Below are 16,803 nucleotides of genomic sequence, written 5' to 3' on the forward strand. Positions count from 1 at the left end.
GGGCGAATTATAGACTTCCAGAATCTGCCGTCAACACCTATTTATGCTTTTCTTGCAGAAGGTGCCTTTTTAGCGATTAAACGCGGGATTCGACGGGCCACAGGCGGAATGCGCAACACTAACAGCAGCGCACCTACAGAAGCATAGATAGCCCATTCCTTAAGATCGGCACGAACGATCCACAACATATGCAGTAATCCAAGCCCGAGAATGACATACGCCAACCGATGCAGCTTCTTCCAACGAACACCCAGCCGTCGCTGACTGTAACGATTAGAAGTGACCGCCAATGCCAACAAACAGAGAAAACCCAACGCCCCGACAATGATGTACGGCCGCTTGCGCAACTCGACACCCAGCTGCGACCAATCAAATCCAAGAATGAACGCCGTGTAGCCGCTCAGATGCAGAACCACATAAGCGAAACACCACAACCCCAGCTGCCGGCGCACGGCAATCCACCCCGCCCAACCGGTGAGCTTCTGCAGAGGCGTCATGCTTAACGTTATTAGCAGCAGGATAAGCGTTCCCAGCCCCAACCGGTCAACCAGCACCTTGCCCGGATCGGGGCCCAACACATCCTGCCAGGCCTGATACAACCAAAGCAGCGGCCAGACCGCCGCCGCTATAAAGACGCCAATTCGCCAAAACGGATAACGCATCAGTAGTTCTTCCGCAGATCGAGCCCTGTATAGAGAGAAGCGACTTCATCCGAGTAGCCGTTGAACATTTGCGTGTCCCGAACATTGGGCTTGAACAGGCCGCTCGGCAAACGACGCTCCCGCGCCTGAGTCCAGCGCGGGTGATCGACTGTAGGGTTCACGTTGGCATAGAAGCCGTATTCATCCGCGGCAATGCTCTGCCAGGTGGTTTTCGGCTGTTCGCTGACCAGACTGATCCGCACGATGGATTTGACGCTCTTGAAGCCATACTTCCAAGGCACCACCAAACGCAGAGGCGCCCCGTTCTGATTCGGTAGTTCACGCCCATACATGCCCACCGCAAGAATGGCCAACGGATTCATCGCCTCATCCAGACGCAAACCCTCTACATAGGGCCACTCGATCAAGGCAAAACCAGAGCGCTGCCCAGGCATGCTCTTGGGATCTTGCAGCGTTTCGAAGCGGATGAACTTGGCCTTCGACGTCGGCTCGACCTCCTTCAGCAACGCCGAGAGAGGAAAACCAATCCAGGGAATGACCATCGACCAAGCCTCAACACAGCGAAGACGATAGATCCGTTCCTCCAACTGATAGGGCTTCATGAAGTCTTCGAGCGCATACCGCCCCGGCTTACCCACCTCTCCATCCACCACTACGGTCCAAGGCTCAGTCTTCAACGAACTGGCATTGGCGGCAGGGTCGCCTTTATCAGTGCCGAACTCGTAGAAGTTGTTGTAGTGGGTCGCATCCTTGAATGGCGTGATCGCCTCATCCTTGACGTTGACTGCCCCCCATTTAGTAGAAGGAAGCTTTTCGGCAAACCAGGATGGCGCCTTGCCAGGTTCGACATCTGCGTAACGAGCGGCTTCGTCAGCACTGGCCCAGCGCGGCAGACTGCTCACCGCCAGACCGGCAACGGCTGCACCCAGCAGATTGCGTCGAGAAAGGTAGAAGGATTCAGGCGTGACATCCGACTCATGGCAGTCAGACGCTTTGGGGACTTTGATCAGCATGGCAACTCCGCAGCATTGGAGGACAGATGCACCAATAGACTGCGGAGTATGAGGGAAATTACATCACTCGGCGTTTTTGTGCCGACGAAGATGCAACAGGTATTGCACCGGACCAGACGCCGCGTAAGCGAGGAAAACCAGCAGCAGAATGCGCGGCGGATCACTGAAGACCACGGCAAACACCAGCACTACCGCGAGGATCGCGACAAAAGGTACGCGACCCTTCAAGTCCAACTCCTTGAAGCTGTTGTACTTGATGTTGCTGACCATCAGCATGCCGGCGGCGGCCACCATCAGCGCAACCAGGAACGACATCTTGGACCCCTGAATGCCGTAGTCGCTGAACGCCCAGACAATCCCTGCCACCACACCTGCAGCCGCCGGGCTGGCGAGACCGATGAAGTAGCGTTTGTCCGCGGTGCCGACTTGCGTATTGAAGCGCGCCAGACGCAGCGCCGCACCCGCGACATAGATGAAGGCAACCATCCAGCCGACCTTGCCCATGTCGCCCAAAGCCCAGCCAAACGCCAGCAATGCCGGCGCGACACCAAAGGCGACCATGTCCGACAGCGAGTCGTACTCGGCGCCGAAGGCGCTCTGGGTATTGGTCATGCGGGCAACGCGACCATCGAGACCATCAAGGACCATGGCGACGAAAATCGCGATGGCGGCAAACGCGAAATACTTGCTCGCGCCAATCGAATCACCGGCACTCAAGGCGCTCTGGGCGCTCATCGAGTTGATGATGGAATAAAACCCTGCGAACAAGTTCGCGGTGGTGAACAGATTCGGCAGAAGATAGATACCACGATGCCGGACTTTACGACCTTCAGCGTCATGCCCTTCCTCGATGTGTTCATCGATGGGCAGCAGGCTTTCGGCGTCAGAAGCCTTGTTTGGCTCTTCGGGACGTTCGCTCATGGACATTACCTTGCAACGGGGTGGAAAGTTTCGACAGGTGTCTGGGACGACGGTTCGGCCACAAACGATGCAGCTTTATACCAGAACCGATCACCCAAACGAAAAAACGCGGCCTAAGCCGCGTTTTTCGTACAAGTGCGCGACTTAGTTTTTAGCTTTGTCGACGATCTTGTTGGCACCGATCCACGGCATCATGGAGCGAAGTTGCTCGCCGATGATTTCGATACCGTGAGCGGCATTGTTACGACGCTTGGCGGTCATCGAAGGATAGCCGGTCGCGCCTTCGCTGATGAACATCTTGGCGTATTCGCCGTCCTGAATACGTTTCAGGGCGTTGCGCATGGCCTGACGGGACTCGGCGTTGATCACTTCCGGACCGGTCACGTACTCGCCGTACTCAGCGTTGTTGGAGATCGAGTAGTTCATGTTGGCGATGCCGCCTTCGTACATGAGGTCAACGATCAGCTTCAGTTCGTGCAGGCATTCGAAGTAGGCCATTTCCGGCGCGTAGCCAGCTTCAACCAAGGTTTCGAAACCGGCTTTCACCAACTCAACGGTACCGCCGCACAGAACGGCTTGTTCGCCGAACAGGTCGGTTTCGGTCTCGTCCTTGAAAGTGGTTTCGATGATGCCGGTACGACCGCCACCGACGCCTGCGGCGTAGGACAGTGCAACGTTTTTGGCATTGCCCGAAGCATCCTGATAGATAGCGATCAGGTCAGGGATACCGCCGCCTTTGACGAACTCGGAACGCACGGTGTGGCCCGGTGCTTTCGGCGCGATCATGATCACGTCGAGGTCAGCGCGCGGAACAACCTGGTTGTAGTGGATCGCGAAGCCGTGGGAGAAGGCCAGAGTGGCGCCTTTCTTGATGTTCGGCTCGATTTCGTTCTTGTACAGGGCAGACTGGAACTCGTCCGGGGTCAGGATCATGACCAGGTCGGCAGCCGCAACAGCGGAAGCTACGTCGGTCACTTTCAGGCCGTGAGCTTCGGCTTTGGCAACAGTGGCCGAACCTTTGCGCAGACCGACAGTAACGTCAACGCCGGAGTCTTTCAGGTTGCACGCTTGAGCATGGCCCTGGGAACCGTAACCGATGATGGCAACTTTCTTGCCCTGGATGATCGACAGGTCGCAGTCTTTTTCGTAATAAACTTTCATGAAATTCCCCTATATATCCGGGCCGTTCAGGCCGTTCGCTAATTTGGTTTAAATGCTGAGTACTTTGTCGCCGCGAGCGATACCGGTTACGCCGCTACGGACGGTTTCCAGGATCGAGGCGGTGCCAATGGACTGAATGAAGCTGTCGAGCTTGTCGCTGGTGCCGGTCAATTGAACGGTATACACGCTAGCGCTGACATCAACGATCTGCCCACGGTAAATATCGGTGGTGCGCTTGATCTCGGCGCGTTGGGCGCCGGTGGCCTTGACCTTGACCAGCATCAGTTCGCGCTCGATGTGAGCACTTTCCGACAGGTCGACCAGCTTGACCACTTCGATCAGCTTGTTCAGGTTCTTGGTGATCTGCTCGATGACCTCATCGTGGCCAACGGTGGTCAGCGTCAGACGCGACAAAGTCGGGTCTTCGGTTGGCGCCACGGTCAGGCTTTCGATGTTGTAGTTGCGCTGCGAGAACAGGCCGACTACACGAGACAGAGCGCCAGGTTCGTTTTCCAGAAGCAAGGAAATAATGTGCCGCATGATTAAGTACGCTCCGTCTTGCTCAGCCACATATCGCGCATGGAGCCGTCTTTGATCTGCATCGGGTAGACGTGCTCGCTGGTGTCGACCGAAACATCGATGATCACCAGGCGATCTTTCATGGCGAACGCCTCTTCCATCTTCGTCTTCAAATCTTTCGATTCGGTGATGCGCACGCCGACGTGACCATAAGCCTCAGCCAACTTGACGAAGTCAGGCAGCGACTCCATGTAAGAGTGCGAGTGACGGCTACCGTAGCTCATGTCTTGCCACTGGCGAACCATACCCAGAACGCCGTTGTTCAGGATGACGATTTTGACCGGCAAGCCATATTGCAGGCAGGTGGACAGTTCCTGAATGTTCATCTGGATACTGCCCTCGCCCGTTACGCAGGCGACGTCGGCATCCGGAAAGCTCAACTTGATGCCCATGGCCGCCGGGAAACCGAAGCCCATGGTGCCCAGGCCACCGGAGTTGATCCAGCGGTTTGGCTTGTTGAACTTGTAATACTGCGCCGCGAACATTTGGTGCTGACCCACATCGGAGGCAACAAAGGCATCGCCCTTGGTTACTTCGCACAGGGTTTCGATCACGGTCTGCGGCTTGATGACGCTGCCGTCGCCCTTGTCGTACGGGAACAGGCCGCGATCACCGCGCCATTCATCAACTTGCTTCCACCAACTGGCAACAGACTCCTTGTTCGGGGTCTCGCCGATTTCCTTGAGGATCGCGACCATTTCGGTCAGGACACTTTCCACCGGACCAACGATAGGCACGTCGGCCTTGATGGTCTTGGAGATCGACGCCGGGTCGATGTCGATGTGAATGATCTTGGCGTTCGGGCAGAACTTCGCCGGGCCGTTGATCACGCGGTCATCGAAACGCGCACCGACCGCGAGGATCACGTCGGCATGGTGCATCGCCAAGTTAGCCGTGTAGCTGCCGTGCATGCCGAGCATGCCGATGAACTGACGGTCGGTGCCAGGGTAGGCACCCAGGCCCATCAGCGTATTGGTCACCGGCAGGTTGAGCATCTTCGCCAACTCGGTCAGCGGCGCGGAGCCACCACCGAGAATCACGCCGCCACCCGCATACATCACAGGGCGCTTGGCCGCCAGGAGCATTTCGGCTGCCTTGCGGATTTGTCCGGAGTGACCGCGAACGGCTGGGCTGTAGGAACGCAGCTTGGCTTTTTTCGGGAAGATGTATTCGAACTTCTCGGCCGGGTTGGTCATGTCTTTCGGGATATCGACAACGACCGGACCAGGACGACCGGATTGCGCCAGGTAGAACGCTTTCTTCATGATTTCCGGGATTTCCGACGCGTGCTTGATCATGAAGCTGTGCTTCACGATCGGCCGGGAGATACCGATCATGTCGGTTTCCTGGAACGCATCGGTGCCCACCATGGTGCTAGGCACCTGGCCGGAAATGACCACCATCGGAATGGAGTCCATGTAGGCCGTGGCAATACCCGTGATGGCGTTGGTTGCGCCCGGACCGGAGGTCACCAGTACCACACCGGCTTTACCGGTGGCACGAGCGTAGCCGTCAGCCATATGGGTCGCAGCCTGTTCGTGACGAACCAGAATGTGGGTCACTTCCGGTTCTTTGAACAGGGCATCGTAAACATGAAGAAGAGCACCACCCGGGTACCCGTAGATGTACTTGACGCCTTCGTCACGCAAAAAGCGGACGAGCATCTCACCGCCAGATAAAAGCTCCACGTTGTTCACCTCTAAAACGCCAGAATACCGCCCACATAAAAGGGGACGGGTCTTAATAGGTTTACTTCTCAGCAGAGCATGAGCGACGGTGGTCGCCGACTACGTCAGCACTGACTGAGCAAGTATTGGGATCGTCCCAAGTGTTGCGGGCCTTTCCCACCCAGCGCGAGGTAACGCGTTGCGGGTGTAACAGGTCGGCGCGGATGTGCGCCTCATGATCTGCTGAGTGGGTCTGCTTCTGGCAGTCCCTCTACAGCGGACTTTGGATTCTTCTGTTTCGTCCTCTGCAAGTCAAGCCGTCTATGTGCTTTATTGAAGTAAGCACATGAGAAAGCAAGAAAAAACCGCTAAACCGCAACTGTGTTAGCTTCAATTGCGCAACTCTGGCAAGGAAATGGCATGCGAACGTTCTTCATGGTCACTTTGCTGATCAGCCCATTGTGTATGGCCGGTCAGATCTATAAATGGGTCGACGCCCAAGGCGTTACCCACTTCGACGCGCAACCGCCGCAAGGCCAGGAGGCCACCACCGTGGTGACGCCCTCCCCGCCTCCCGGAAAACCCGCCACACCAACGCGCAGCACGGCGATTGGCGATCAACAGGCCATCGACAACACAGTGAAAAAGAAGGTCGCCGAGCAGCAAGCCCAGCTAAATGTGTTCTGCGAGCAGGCGCGAACGAACCTGGCCCAACTGCAGAATAATCCGCGATTGCGGGAGAAGATCGACGGTGAGATGCGTCGCCTCGATGACGAGCAGCGTCAGGAACGCATCACCGAAGCACAAAAACAGATTGGGGATAACTGCCAGTAGGCACTGGCAGTCTCCGATTCAGCGAGAGGCGGTGATCAGCAGATCGAACTCTTTGAGCAAGACCTGCAAATAGCGATCCTTACCCTGAACATTGCGAGCGGCAAAGACCATCTCGGCCATCTCCTGAATGCCCGACGCGTTGGGCAGCGGCATATCCTGTTCGAGGATGACCTTCATCCGAGGCAGGAAAATCCATTGCAGCCACTGCTCGAAATCCAGCGTATCCACCGAAAACGGCTCGACGCTGGATAACGCTTGAGCGGAGGGCGAAACGTCGTCCCACCAGCCTTGAATCCGCAGCTCGCGTTCGATCAACAGCAGTTGCTCGGCAATCTTGGGGAAACGTGCGTCCATCACAGCGAAACCTTGGCCTTCTGACGGGCCAGTGCCGCACCTGCGGAATCACCCTGCTTCTCACGCGACTGGCCGATCAATTCCCACAGGCTGGCCTGAAGCGCCGGACGACCATTGGCGAACGTCAGGCCACGACGGGCGAACTGTTCAGCCTGTGCCGCATCGCCTTGGGCCATGCGCACCTGAGCCAGGCGATAAAGCACTTGCGGCTCACGTGGCGCAACACGCTGGGCGCGCTCAAGACTGGAGGACGCACCGTTGAGATCACCGCCGGCCTGTTGCTGCTGAGCAGTGGTCAACAGCGCCAGCACCGGACCGTCCAACTGCTCATCGGCAGACAAGCCACCGGAGCTCGCCGAAGGAATCCCGCTCGGCGTCGACGGCATGCTGTAGCTGCCCTGATTGATCGGTGCCGACTGTACCGGCGAGGTGTCTATCGGCCCGGGGGTAATCGGACCAGGCGTAATCGGACCGGTGCTGATCGGTGCCGACGCCACTGCGCCGCCACCAGGCACCATCACGACGACTCCAGTGTCACCTTGTGGAATCGCCTGAGGCTGGGCTTGCACAGGACGTTTAGACGTCGTCTGACGGAAACCGCCATTCGCCGAAACCCGTTCACTGTTCGAAACGGCGCTGCCGGAATCCACAACCGGGATCGAACCACGCTGTACGGTGGAGCAACCGCTGAGCAAAGCCACGGCGGTAATCGCTGGAATCAACCACTTGTTCACTTGAAACCCTCTTTGCTTAATTCAGCCAGCCCTTGACCCAATCCATCACCTTTTCGCCGGATGCAGGGCTTTCGCCACCGCAAGCGGCGCCGGGTGGCGGTTCGCTGCCGCGAATATACGGCATCTGCACGGCACCTGGGCAGCTGCCTTCGGAACCTTGCCCGGTACGCGAATCGACCCAGGCCTGAACAATGTTGTCCGGCTGCGGCATGTCCAGTGGCAGCGGATCGGCCTTGCGCATGAAACTGGTCCAGACCTGCAATGCACCGGTGGCACCGGTGAACGGGGTCTTGCCGTTGTCATCGCGCCCCAGCCACACCACCGCCAGCAAGTCCTGGCTGAAACCGGCGAACCAGCTGTCTCGCGAGTCGTTACTGGTACCGGTTTTACCCGCCAGGGTCAGGGTTTTCGGCAGCACGTTGTAAACCGAACTGCCGGTACCTTCACGCATGACCCGCTGCATGGCGCTCTGGATCAGGTAAATGGAGGCTGGGTCGAAACGCTGCTCAATCTGGAACGGATAACGCTTGAGTGGCTCGCCTTCGGCGGTCAGTACGCTACGAATCCCGCGCATCGGCGTATTGAAACCACCGTTGGCCAGCGTCTGGTACATGGTCGCCACTTCAATCGGCGTCAATCCACCGGCCCCCAGCAACATCGAAGGGAACGCCGGGAACTCGCGACTGACACCCAGGCGCGCCAATGTCTTCAGAACATTCGGGACGCCCACCGCCAACCCGAGACGCGCCGTCGACAGGTTGTAGGAATGGGCCAGGCCCTGGTACAGGAAAACCGTACCGTGGGAACGGCGATCGTAGTTCTGGGGTTTCCAGACCTGACCGTCCGCGCCTTTGACCGAGAAGTAGTCGTCCGACAGCCAACTGGTCAGCGTGTACTGGCTCGGTTTCTCAAGGGCTGTCAGATAAACCGCGGGCTTGATCAACGAACCGATCGGTCGCACCGCATCCAGCGCCCGGTTGAAGCCGGCAAAACTCGCCTGACGGCTGCCGATCATGGCCTGGACTTCACCGGTTTCCGGGTTGGTCACGACCATCGCCGCTTCGACCTCATCGGAACCTTTGCGCCCGGATAGACGCTTGAAGGTGTCGTTGACCGACGCCTCGGCTTTCATCTGCAGGATCGGGTCGAAACTGGTGAAGATCCGCAGGCCTTCTTCGGTCAAATCTTCGTCGCGGTAGTCTTCGCGCAATTGGCGTTTAACCAGATCGAGGAAGCCTGGGAAAGAACTGTCCGCCAGCTTGCCGCGAGTCGTCACACCCAGTGGCATATTCTTCGCCGCTGTGACCTGCTCAGCGGTGGCGACACCCTGCTGCTCAAGCACATCGAGCACCAGATTGCGCCGCTCCAGCGCCCGCTCCGGGTTGCGACGCGGATTGTAGTAAGACGGCCCCTTGACCATCCCCACCAGCATTGCGACTTGATGCAGTTTCAGCTCGGACAATGGCTGCCCGAAGAAGAACTGGCTGGCGAGACCGAAACCGTGCACCGCGCGCTGGCCATCCTGACCGACGAACACTTCATTGAGGTACGCCTCAAGAATTTCCCGTTTGTCGTAATGCAGCTCAAGCAGCATGGCCATCATGGCTTCGGTGAGTTTTCGGGTCAGGCTGCGTTCGCTGGTCAGGTAGAAATTCTTCACCAACTGCTGGGTCAGCGTACTGCCGCCCTGGGTCATCTTGCCGCCGGAGGTGTTGACGTAGACGGCGCGGGCAATCGACTTTGGCGACACGCCCCAGTGGTTATAGAAATCCCGGTCTTCCACGGCCACCAGGGTTTCCAGCAGATACGGCGGGACCTGATCGATTTTGATCAGAATGCGATCTTCGAGATTTTTCGGGTAAATCCCGCCGATCAGCAGCGGCTCCAGTCGCACGACAGAAAGCTTTGAACCGTTGGTCGCCGAAAGGTCGGCCACGTAATCGCCGGAGAAGCGCACGCGCACGGGTTGGGCTTTCTCCAGGCCTTCATAGAACTGGAAACCACGGGTATTCAGGTCGACGGTGTTGCCGTTGACCGCCGCAGCGCCGGGGCCGTTGCTCACGGCTTCTCGGCGATAACCCAAAGCGTCGAGCTCGGTAAGGAAGTCTTCCTTGCTCAGCTTCTGGCCAGTGAACAGCTCGAGCGGGCGTGCATACACCTTGGCCGGGATGGTCCAGCGCTTGCCGGAGAACTTCTCCTGGACCACGGCGTCGAGGTAAACCGCGAACCCGGCGAGCACCACGAGGCCGACCAGACTGAGTTTAAGGGCCCAGCCCAGCCAGGGGCTCAAGCCCCTGGAAGGTGGTTTTTTGGGGGTACGGGGGGATCGAGTACGAGTCATGGCGGCGGATTATACGCACTTTATTCATACTCAACAGGCGCCCTCCGAGGTTTGCGTCAGGCGGACTTGCAGCCATAATGGCGGCCGTGAATTTTCCCCAGACTATGAAGGATCGCCTGTGAGCCAGTCCCTGATCGCCGCCCTGCAAAACCCGGCCCTCTACCCGCATCCTGTCGACGGGTTCCAGGTCATCGAGACCCATATTTCCTGGGTCATTCTCACAGGCCCCTTTGCTTATAAAGTGAAGAAGCCAGTGAATTTCGGCTTCCTCGACTTCACCAGCCTCGACGCTCGCGAGCATTTCTGCGGCGAAGAGCTGCGCCTTAACCAGCGCCTGACCAACGATTTGTACCTGGAAGTGTTGCCGATCACCGGCAGCGAAGCTGCGCCACAACTGGGCGGCGAAGGTCCGCTTGTCGATTTCGCACTGAAAATGCGTCAATTCCCACAAAGCCAGCTGCTCAGCACCCTGCAAGCCAACGGCGAGTTGACCACTGCGCACATCGACGAGATGGCCGCGCAGATCGCCCAATTCCACCTCACTGCGCCGAAAGTGCCTGGCGAACACGAAGCCGGCACCCCGGACAGCGTGATGGCACCGGTACGCCAAAACTTCGAACAGATCCGCCCGTTCCTCAGCGACAAGGCCGATCTGCTGCAACTTGATGCGTTGCAAGCCTGGGCCGAAAGCAGCTTCGAACGCCTGAAGCCGCTGTTCGCCCAGCGCAAGGCTGAAGGCTTCATCCGCGAATGCCACGGCGACATCCACCTGGGCAACGCCACCGTGATCGACGGCAAGGTCGTGATCTTCGACTGCATCGAGTTCAACGAACCGTTCCGCTTCACCGACGTTTATGCCGACACCGGCTTCCTGGCCATGGACCTGGAAGATCGCGGCCTGAAGAGCCTGGCGCGCCGTTTCATCAGCCAGTATCTGGAACTGACCGGCGACTATCAGGGCCTTGAACTGCTGAACTTCTATAAAGCCTACCGCGCACTGGTTCGCGCCAAGGTCAGCTTGTTCAGCATGCCGGCCGAGGCCGACCCGGTGCAGCGCGCCACCACCCTGCGTCAGTACCGCAACTACGCCAACCTGGCAGAAAGCTACAGCACCATTCCTTCGCGGTTCATGGCGATTACCCACGGTGTTTCCGCTGTCGGCAAAAGCCACGTCGCCATGCGCCTGGTGGAAGCGCTGGGCGCCATTCGCCTGCGTTCGGATGTTGAGCGCAAGCGTCTGTTCGGCGAGCAAACGGTACCGAATGACCCGCAGGCCGGCATCTATAGTGCCGATGCGAGCGCCGCCACCTACAGCCGACTGCATGACATTGCCGCGGTCATCCTGCGCGCCGGGTTCCCGGTGGTCATCGATGCGACGTACCTCAAGCGCGAGCAGCGCGACGGCGCGGCGAAAATCGCCGAAGCCACCGGGGCACCGTTCCTGATCCTCGATTGCAATGCACCACAAGCCGTCATCGAGAGCTGGCTGGCCTTGCGTCAGGCAGACCAGAAGGACCCGTCCGACGCCAACCTCGCCGTTATCGCCGCCCAGCAAGCCAGCCGCGAAGCGCTGACACCTGCCGAGATTCTGTGCAGCAAACGCGTCCAGACCAATGAAAGCGGGACGCTCGATACCGTCGTTGCGCAGATTCGCCAGCGCATGCCGGGCCTGTAAAAACTATTTCAGCCGTGAAGCCATCGCCGGCTTCACGGCTGTCAAATAGTGGCACTATACTGGCGTCATAAAACCATCAGGTGATGCGACATGAGCCAGCCAAAACTTCTCGACACCCCGCTTTATGCCTTGCTGCACAAAGACGACATCGCAGGCTTCAATGCCGAGCGCGCCAGTCATGCCTCTGTCGACATGGTCGGCGGCGATTTCCGCGGCCTGGACCTGCGTGAGCTGAACGCCGATGGCGTCGATTTCACCGATGCCTATTTCCGCTCCGCCGATTTGCGCGGCATTGACTTCCGCGACGCCTGCCTGGAAGGCGCGAGCCTGGCTCACGCACAGATCTCCGGCGCCTACTTTCCGCCAGAACTGAGTGCTGACGAGATCCTGATGTCGATGAATTTCGGTACTCGCCTGCGTTATCGCACCCGCTAAAAACGACGTTCTACCTGACAAGTCCGGCGCCCCCGCTTCGCGCTGGACGCCGGATTTTTTGCCGGGAACCTTGCCCCCTCCGCGCCTCCTCCCCCTGCTCCCTCCGTCCTTCTCTCAGCTATTTGAGTCTTGCTCTTAGAAGCTTTTGCGTCGAAACCGACCAAACAATCACGCTTTTCCTACTGATGGCTACACTCCTGAGAAGCTCGCCCACGCACCGTTCGGCCGTCGCAAGGAGGCTTGATGAATGATGAACTGCAACACCTGAAAAATCTTGGCAAGACGTCGGCACAGTGGCTGCATGCCGTGGGCATCCACAGCGCGTCGGACTTGCGTCGCCTCGGGGCGGTGGATGCTTATCGAGCCGTGCGCACACGCGGGTTCCGGGCATCCAAGGTGTTGTTGTATGCGATCGAAGGCGCACTGATGGACGTGCATTGGAATGACATTCCAGCCGAACGCAAAGAAGCCTTGAACAAACAACTGGAAGCCATCTCATCCCGCCACAAGAATTGAACAGGCGTATTGCGCCTCAGGATTACCACCTGAGGCCCAACGATTACGGGGCTTCTCCGCCAGAAGACAGAGGTTTTCAAAGAAATCAAAAAACAGCGATTGACTTGGTAATGAGAATCGCTATGATTACCACAACTGGTCGCGAGACTGGTCGATATTTGAAAAGCCCTTGGTTCGGACTCTCAGATATCTCCTCATCAGGCTAATCACGGTTATTTGACCCGGCTCTTGCCGGGTCTTTTTTTGCCTGTGGAAAAGTCGTCCGTTTACTTCCCGAACTGCTTTCGCATTTGCGCACAGTAATCCTGGCCCGGCGTGGCAGGCGTGTACCAGACGTAATCAGCCATGGCCGGCGTGACCTCGCCCCCCTGCTCCGCCAGCATCAAAACCGTCGGTGCTTCAGGCTCGCCAAGATCGAGCACGTGGATCGGCACACCAACATCCTTGCGCGCGTGATAGGCGCCGGCAAACAGCAGCGAAGGCATCGGTGCCGACAGCAAGCGCTCGGCCATCCGTCGATCACGTTGCTGCTGGACCGCCAGCATCGCGGGCATTTGCGATGTGGGCAGCAGTCCGCAATGGGAGTCGTTGATCTGCGCCAGCAACTCATCCTTGACCGTCGGAGCATTGGAAAGCCGACCGTTTAATGTCGGCGGCTTGGCATAAACGGTACGGACTTCAAGACTGTCCAGGTTGGCCGCCAGCAGCGGGTAGGGTTGAGTCAGCACAAAGCGCACAATCGGCCCGTACAGATTCCAGTCCCACCCCGGCTGCCAGTTCAACGCGCCGGGAAGATCTGCGGGTAGCGTCGAGGCACGGCGAATGTCATCGACGCGCGATTGTTGATCCGGCGTGAGCATTTCTAGCAACAGACTGCCCTGGGGTCGACGTTCGCCCAACGCCTGTAGCAACCACAATTGCAGTTGATGGTGATCAGGATTGTCGTGCTGCTCGCCGACGATCAGCCGCGAAGGCCTGGCCAGCCGTTCGACCAACGCCTGGGGAGTCAGGACTTGGCCGCTGCGCAGGTCCTGAATCTCACCGACGACCGGAGGCGGTACCGAAACGTGCTGGCAGGCACTCAACAACACGACCGCCAGTAGCAAAATTCCTCGCATGCTCACCTCGATGTCATTCTCAGCGGGCGATGATCAGCGGATGACCACGCTCCGGATGCTGCTGCACCAGGACTTCCAGCCCGAACACCGCTTTGAGTGGTTCCGGGCGCAAGACGTGCTCTGGGGTATCCAGCGCCACGGGCCGCCCACCCTCGAGCAGTAACAGGCGATCACAATAGCGCGCCGCCAGGTTCAGATCATGCAGGATCACCAGCACCGCAGCGCCGTGATCGGCGAATTCGCGCACCGCTTGCAGGGTGGTGTGCTGGTGCAGCGGGTCGAGCATCGAGGTCGGTTCATCGAGCAACAGCGTCTGCCCCGCTTCGCCCGGCCAGAGCTGCGCCAGCACCCGAGCCAGATGTACCCGCTGACGCTCGCCCCCGGACAGCGCCAGATAGCTTCGGCCACTCAGGTGTCCCGCATCGGCAGCGTGCAAGGCGGCGGCGACGATCTCGTCATCCCGGACCCGCCCGCTTTGATAGGGCAAACGCCCCATGCCGACCACTTCTTCGACACGGAAGGCGAAGTCCAGGGTCGACACCTGCGGCAAGACCGCCAGTCGCTGGGCTCGCTGCGCGCCGGCCCAATGGCTCAACTCGCGCTCATCGAGCCAGACGCTGCCATGATCAGCCTTCAATTCGCCGCATAAGGCACCGAGCAAGGTGCTTTTGCCAGCACCGTTAGGGCCCAACACACCGAGCACTTCGCCTGGCTTGAGCTCAAGCGTGATGTCCGTCAGAACGATCTTTGCGCCTCGGCGGATTTGCAGGCTCTGGGTTCGCAACATCAGGCACGCCCTCTGAGCAGTAAATACAAAAAGAAAGGCGCACCGATGAAGGCCGTGACAATCCCGATCGGCAACTCTGCCGGCGCCAGAGCAAGCCGCGCCACCAGGTCGGCAAACAACAGAAGACTCGCACCCGCCAGCACCGAGGCCGGCAACAACACCCGATGATCAGGACCGGCCAGCAGGCGCACCAGATGCGGCACCACCAGACCGACAAAGCCGATCATTCCCGCTGCCGCCACGGCCGCGCCAACCCCCAGTGCAGTGCAGAACACCAATTCGCGCTTGAGCCCTTCGACGTCGATGCCCAGGTGACCGGCCTCCGATTCGCCCAGCAGCAACGCATTCAAGGCCTTGGCCCGGCGCGGCAACCAGAGCGCCACACCGGCGCTCACCAGCAGCAACGGCCAGAGCCGCGAATAGCTGGCGCCGTTGAGGCTGCCCAGGTTCCAGAACGTGAGTGTGCGCAAGGTCGCGTCGTCGGCCAGATAGGTGAACAAACCGACCGCTGAACCCGCCAATGCAGTTAGCGCAATACCGGCCAGCAGCATGGTCGCAACATTCGTCTGCCCATTGCGCCGACCCAGGCGATACACCAGCGCCGTCACACCCAACCCGCCGAGAAATGCGCACACCGACAACAGATAAGGTCCGAACGATTCAGGCAGACCGCCAAACACCGAACCACCGACAATCGCGATAGCGGCGCCCAACGCAGCACCGCTGGACACCCCGACCAACCCCGGATCAGCCAGAGGGTTACGAAACAATCCCTGCATCGCCACGCCGGACAATGCCAGCACGCCACCCACCGCCAGCCCCAACAAGGTTCGAGGCAGGCGGATTTGCCCGAGGATCAACTCGGCCTGCTCCAGTCCATCGGGGGCAATGGGCAGGCCGATCATGCGCAACGCCGCGCGCAGCGTATCGAATAAAGGCAGGCTGACCGGCCCCAGCGCCAACGACAACCAGATCGCCACTAAACACAGCACGCTCAGGCCAATGAACAACGCACGGGGTTTAACCAGAACGGTCATCGGGCCGTATTGCCGGGGAAGAAACCATCAGACAGCGTTTTCAACGCATCAGGCAACCGCGGCCCCAATCCACCTACCAACAAGGTCGGATCGAGCTCCATGACGCGCCCGTCCCTGGCCGCACGGGTCGAGGACAGAATCGGGTTTTCCTTGAACAACGCTGCTCGCGCGGCGTCGCCGGCCAGCGCTCGGTCAGAAAACACCAGCATGTCGGGGTCCAGACTGACCAGCGACTCAACAGAAAAGGGCTTGTAGCCAGTGTGCGTTGCCAGATTGTGCCCACCGGCCTGCTGGATCAGCCAATCGGCGGCGGTGTCTTTACCGGCGATGAGCGGCTTGCCGCCCGCATGGCCGAGCAGCAACAGCACGCCCGGCGATTTTTCCTTCAACTGCGCACGAGTGACCCGGACCTTCTGCTGCTCGAGTCGCTGCTGATAGGTCTGGAGCAATTGCGCAGCCCGGCCTTCAGCGCCGAGCAACTTGCCCAGATGCGCCAGGTTGCCCTGTAACGTCGGCAGATCGGGCTGGGCCGAGAACAGCTCGATCTGCACGCCCGCGCTACGAATCTGCGAAAGCACCGGCGGCGGCCCCATTTCTTCGGTGCCGACCAGAATCTGTGGGCGTAAGCTCAAGATGCCCTCCGCCGACAGTTGCCGCTGATAACCGATGCTCGGCAGCGCCTTCAGCGATTCCGGATGCTGACTGGTGGTATCGACACCGACCAGTTTCGACTCACCGCCCAGCGCGCTCACCCACTCCGACAGAGCGCCGCCGGCACTGACCCAACGCTGTGGCAACTCGGCCGCTGCGGAGTGGTGGCTGGCGAGGAGTCCGACACACAGCGCAGCAACGCGGGTACTCAGGCGCATAAACAGCTTCCTTTTAAGTTTTCCCAGGCATCGAGATGACAGGCCAAGTATCCTCGGCATCCGGCACCTGCACCCCACGGGCGAAGCGGCCATTTGATAA

Annotated in this window: 17 protein-coding genes; 4 read left to right on the forward strand and 13 right to left on the reverse strand. The window is 59.2% G+C overall.

What is annotated here, in order from left to right; translation table 11 throughout:
• Positions 1-41: 41 nt before the first annotated feature.
• The 6 genes from msrQ to ACA051_RS25080 all read right to left on the reverse strand — a co-directional run bounded on the left by msrQ (position 42) and on the right by ACA051_RS25080 (position 6,024).
• Positions 42-662, reverse strand: coding sequence for a protein-methionine-sulfoxide reductase heme-binding subunit MsrQ (gene msrQ / locus ACA051_RS25055; protein WP_497305467.1), 621 nt, complete (start codon positions 660-662; stop codon positions 42-44).
• Complete coding sequence (gene msrP / locus ACA051_RS25060; RefSeq protein ID WP_497372337.1) at positions 662-1,675, reverse strand: protein-methionine-sulfoxide reductase catalytic subunit MsrP; 1,014 nt, start codon at positions 1,673-1,675, stop codon at positions 662-664. Before msrP ends, msrQ begins: the two co-directional genes overlap by 1 nt.
• Before the next feature lie 63 nt (positions 1,676-1,738).
• Positions 1,739-2,596 carry a CDP-diacylglycerol--serine O-phosphatidyltransferase gene (gene pssA, locus ACA051_RS25065; protein WP_497305471.1) on the reverse strand — a complete coding sequence of 286 codons (858 nt, stop codon included), beginning with the start codon at positions 2,594-2,596 and terminating at the stop codon, positions 1,739-1,741.
• 144 nt (positions 2,597-2,740) lie between these two features.
• Positions 2,741-3,757 carry a ketol-acid reductoisomerase gene (gene ilvC, locus ACA051_RS25070; RefSeq protein WP_007948647.1) on the reverse strand — a complete coding sequence of 339 codons (1,017 nt, stop codon included), beginning with the start codon at positions 3,755-3,757 and terminating at the stop codon, positions 2,741-2,743.
• A 48-nt stretch (positions 3,758-3,805) separates the two neighbouring features.
• Positions 3,806-4,297: an acetolactate synthase small subunit gene (gene ilvN / locus ACA051_RS25075; RefSeq protein ID WP_003176102.1), complete on the reverse strand. Its 492-nt coding sequence runs from the start codon at positions 4,295-4,297 to the stop codon at positions 3,806-3,808.
• A 2-nt stretch (positions 4,298-4,299) separates the two neighbouring features.
• Positions 4,300-6,024, reverse strand: a complete 1,725-nt coding sequence (locus tag ACA051_RS25080) for an acetolactate synthase 3 large subunit (RefSeq protein ID WP_497305473.1) — start codon at positions 6,022-6,024, stop codon at positions 4,300-4,302.
• 399 nt (positions 6,025-6,423) lie between these two features.
• Here ACA051_RS25080 and ACA051_RS25085 point away from each other — a divergent pair, with 399 nt between their 5' ends.
• A complete protein-coding gene (locus ACA051_RS25085) occupies positions 6,424-6,837 on the forward strand; it encodes a DUF4124 domain-containing protein (protein ID WP_497372339.1) in 414 nt (137 codons plus the stop codon).
• 18 nt (positions 6,838-6,855) lie between these two features.
• Here ACA051_RS25085 and ACA051_RS25090 read toward each other — a convergent pair whose 3' ends face one another.
• From ACA051_RS25090 to mrcB, 3 genes are read right to left on the reverse strand one after another with little or no spacing between them, the layout of a single operon-like run.
• Positions 6,856-7,191: a YqcC family protein gene (locus tag ACA051_RS25090; protein WP_497372341.1), complete on the reverse strand. Its 336-nt coding sequence runs from the start codon at positions 7,189-7,191 to the stop codon at positions 6,856-6,858.
• Positions 7,191-7,925, reverse strand: a complete 735-nt coding sequence (locus tag ACA051_RS25095) for a tetratricopeptide repeat protein (RefSeq protein ID WP_497372343.1) — start codon at positions 7,923-7,925, stop codon at positions 7,191-7,193. The genes ACA051_RS25090 and ACA051_RS25095 overlap by 1 nt, the downstream gene beginning before the upstream one ends.
• A 16-nt stretch (positions 7,926-7,941) precedes the next feature.
• On the reverse strand, positions 7,942-10,266 hold the full coding sequence (gene mrcB, locus ACA051_RS25100; RefSeq protein WP_497305479.1) for a penicillin-binding protein 1B: 2,325 nt from the start codon (positions 10,264-10,266) through the stop codon (positions 7,942-7,944).
• A gap of 118 nt (positions 10,267-10,384) precedes the next feature.
• Here mrcB and ACA051_RS25105 point away from each other — a divergent pair, with 118 nt between their 5' ends.
• From ACA051_RS25105 to ACA051_RS25115, 3 genes are all read left to right on the forward strand, one after another.
• Positions 10,385-11,941: a bifunctional aminoglycoside phosphotransferase/ATP-binding protein gene (locus ACA051_RS25105; RefSeq protein WP_497305481.1), complete on the forward strand. Its 1,557-nt coding sequence runs from the start codon at positions 10,385-10,387 to the stop codon at positions 11,939-11,941.
• Positions 11,942-12,031: 90 nt separating this feature from the next.
• On the forward strand, positions 12,032-12,376 hold the full coding sequence (locus ACA051_RS25110; protein WP_497305483.1) for a pentapeptide repeat-containing protein: 345 nt from the start codon (positions 12,032-12,034) through the stop codon (positions 12,374-12,376).
• Between the two features lie 243 nt (positions 12,377-12,619).
• A complete protein-coding gene (locus tag ACA051_RS25115) occupies positions 12,620-12,892 on the forward strand; it encodes a TfoX/Sxy family protein (RefSeq protein WP_007971093.1) in 273 nt (90 codons plus the stop codon).
• Between the two features lie 266 nt (positions 12,893-13,158).
• Here the strand turns inward: ACA051_RS25115 and ACA051_RS25120 are convergent, their stop codons facing one another.
• From ACA051_RS25120 to ACA051_RS25135, 4 genes are read right to left on the reverse strand one after another with little or no spacing between them, the layout of a single operon-like run.
• Positions 13,159-14,010, reverse strand: a complete 852-nt coding sequence (locus tag ACA051_RS25120; protein WP_497305485.1) for a ChaN family lipoprotein — start codon at positions 14,008-14,010, stop codon at positions 13,159-13,161.
• Between the two features lie 19 nt (positions 14,011-14,029).
• A complete protein-coding gene (locus tag ACA051_RS25125; RefSeq protein WP_497305487.1) occupies positions 14,030-14,797 on the reverse strand; it encodes a heme ABC transporter ATP-binding protein in 768 nt (255 codons plus the stop codon).
• Positions 14,797-15,834 carry a FecCD family ABC transporter permease gene (locus tag ACA051_RS25130; protein WP_497372345.1) on the reverse strand — a complete coding sequence of 346 codons (1,038 nt, stop codon included), beginning with the start codon at positions 15,832-15,834 and terminating at the stop codon, positions 14,797-14,799. The genes ACA051_RS25125 and ACA051_RS25130 overlap by 1 nt, the downstream gene beginning before the upstream one ends.
• Positions 15,831-16,703, reverse strand: coding sequence for a heme/hemin ABC transporter substrate-binding protein (locus ACA051_RS25135; RefSeq protein WP_497372347.1), 873 nt, complete (start codon positions 16,701-16,703; stop codon positions 15,831-15,833). Before ACA051_RS25135 ends, ACA051_RS25130 begins: the two co-directional genes overlap by 4 nt.
• Positions 16,704-16,803: the final 100 nt, after the last annotated feature.

The sequence above is a fragment of the Pseudomonas sp. LBUM1669 genome, from assembly GCF_059695705.1.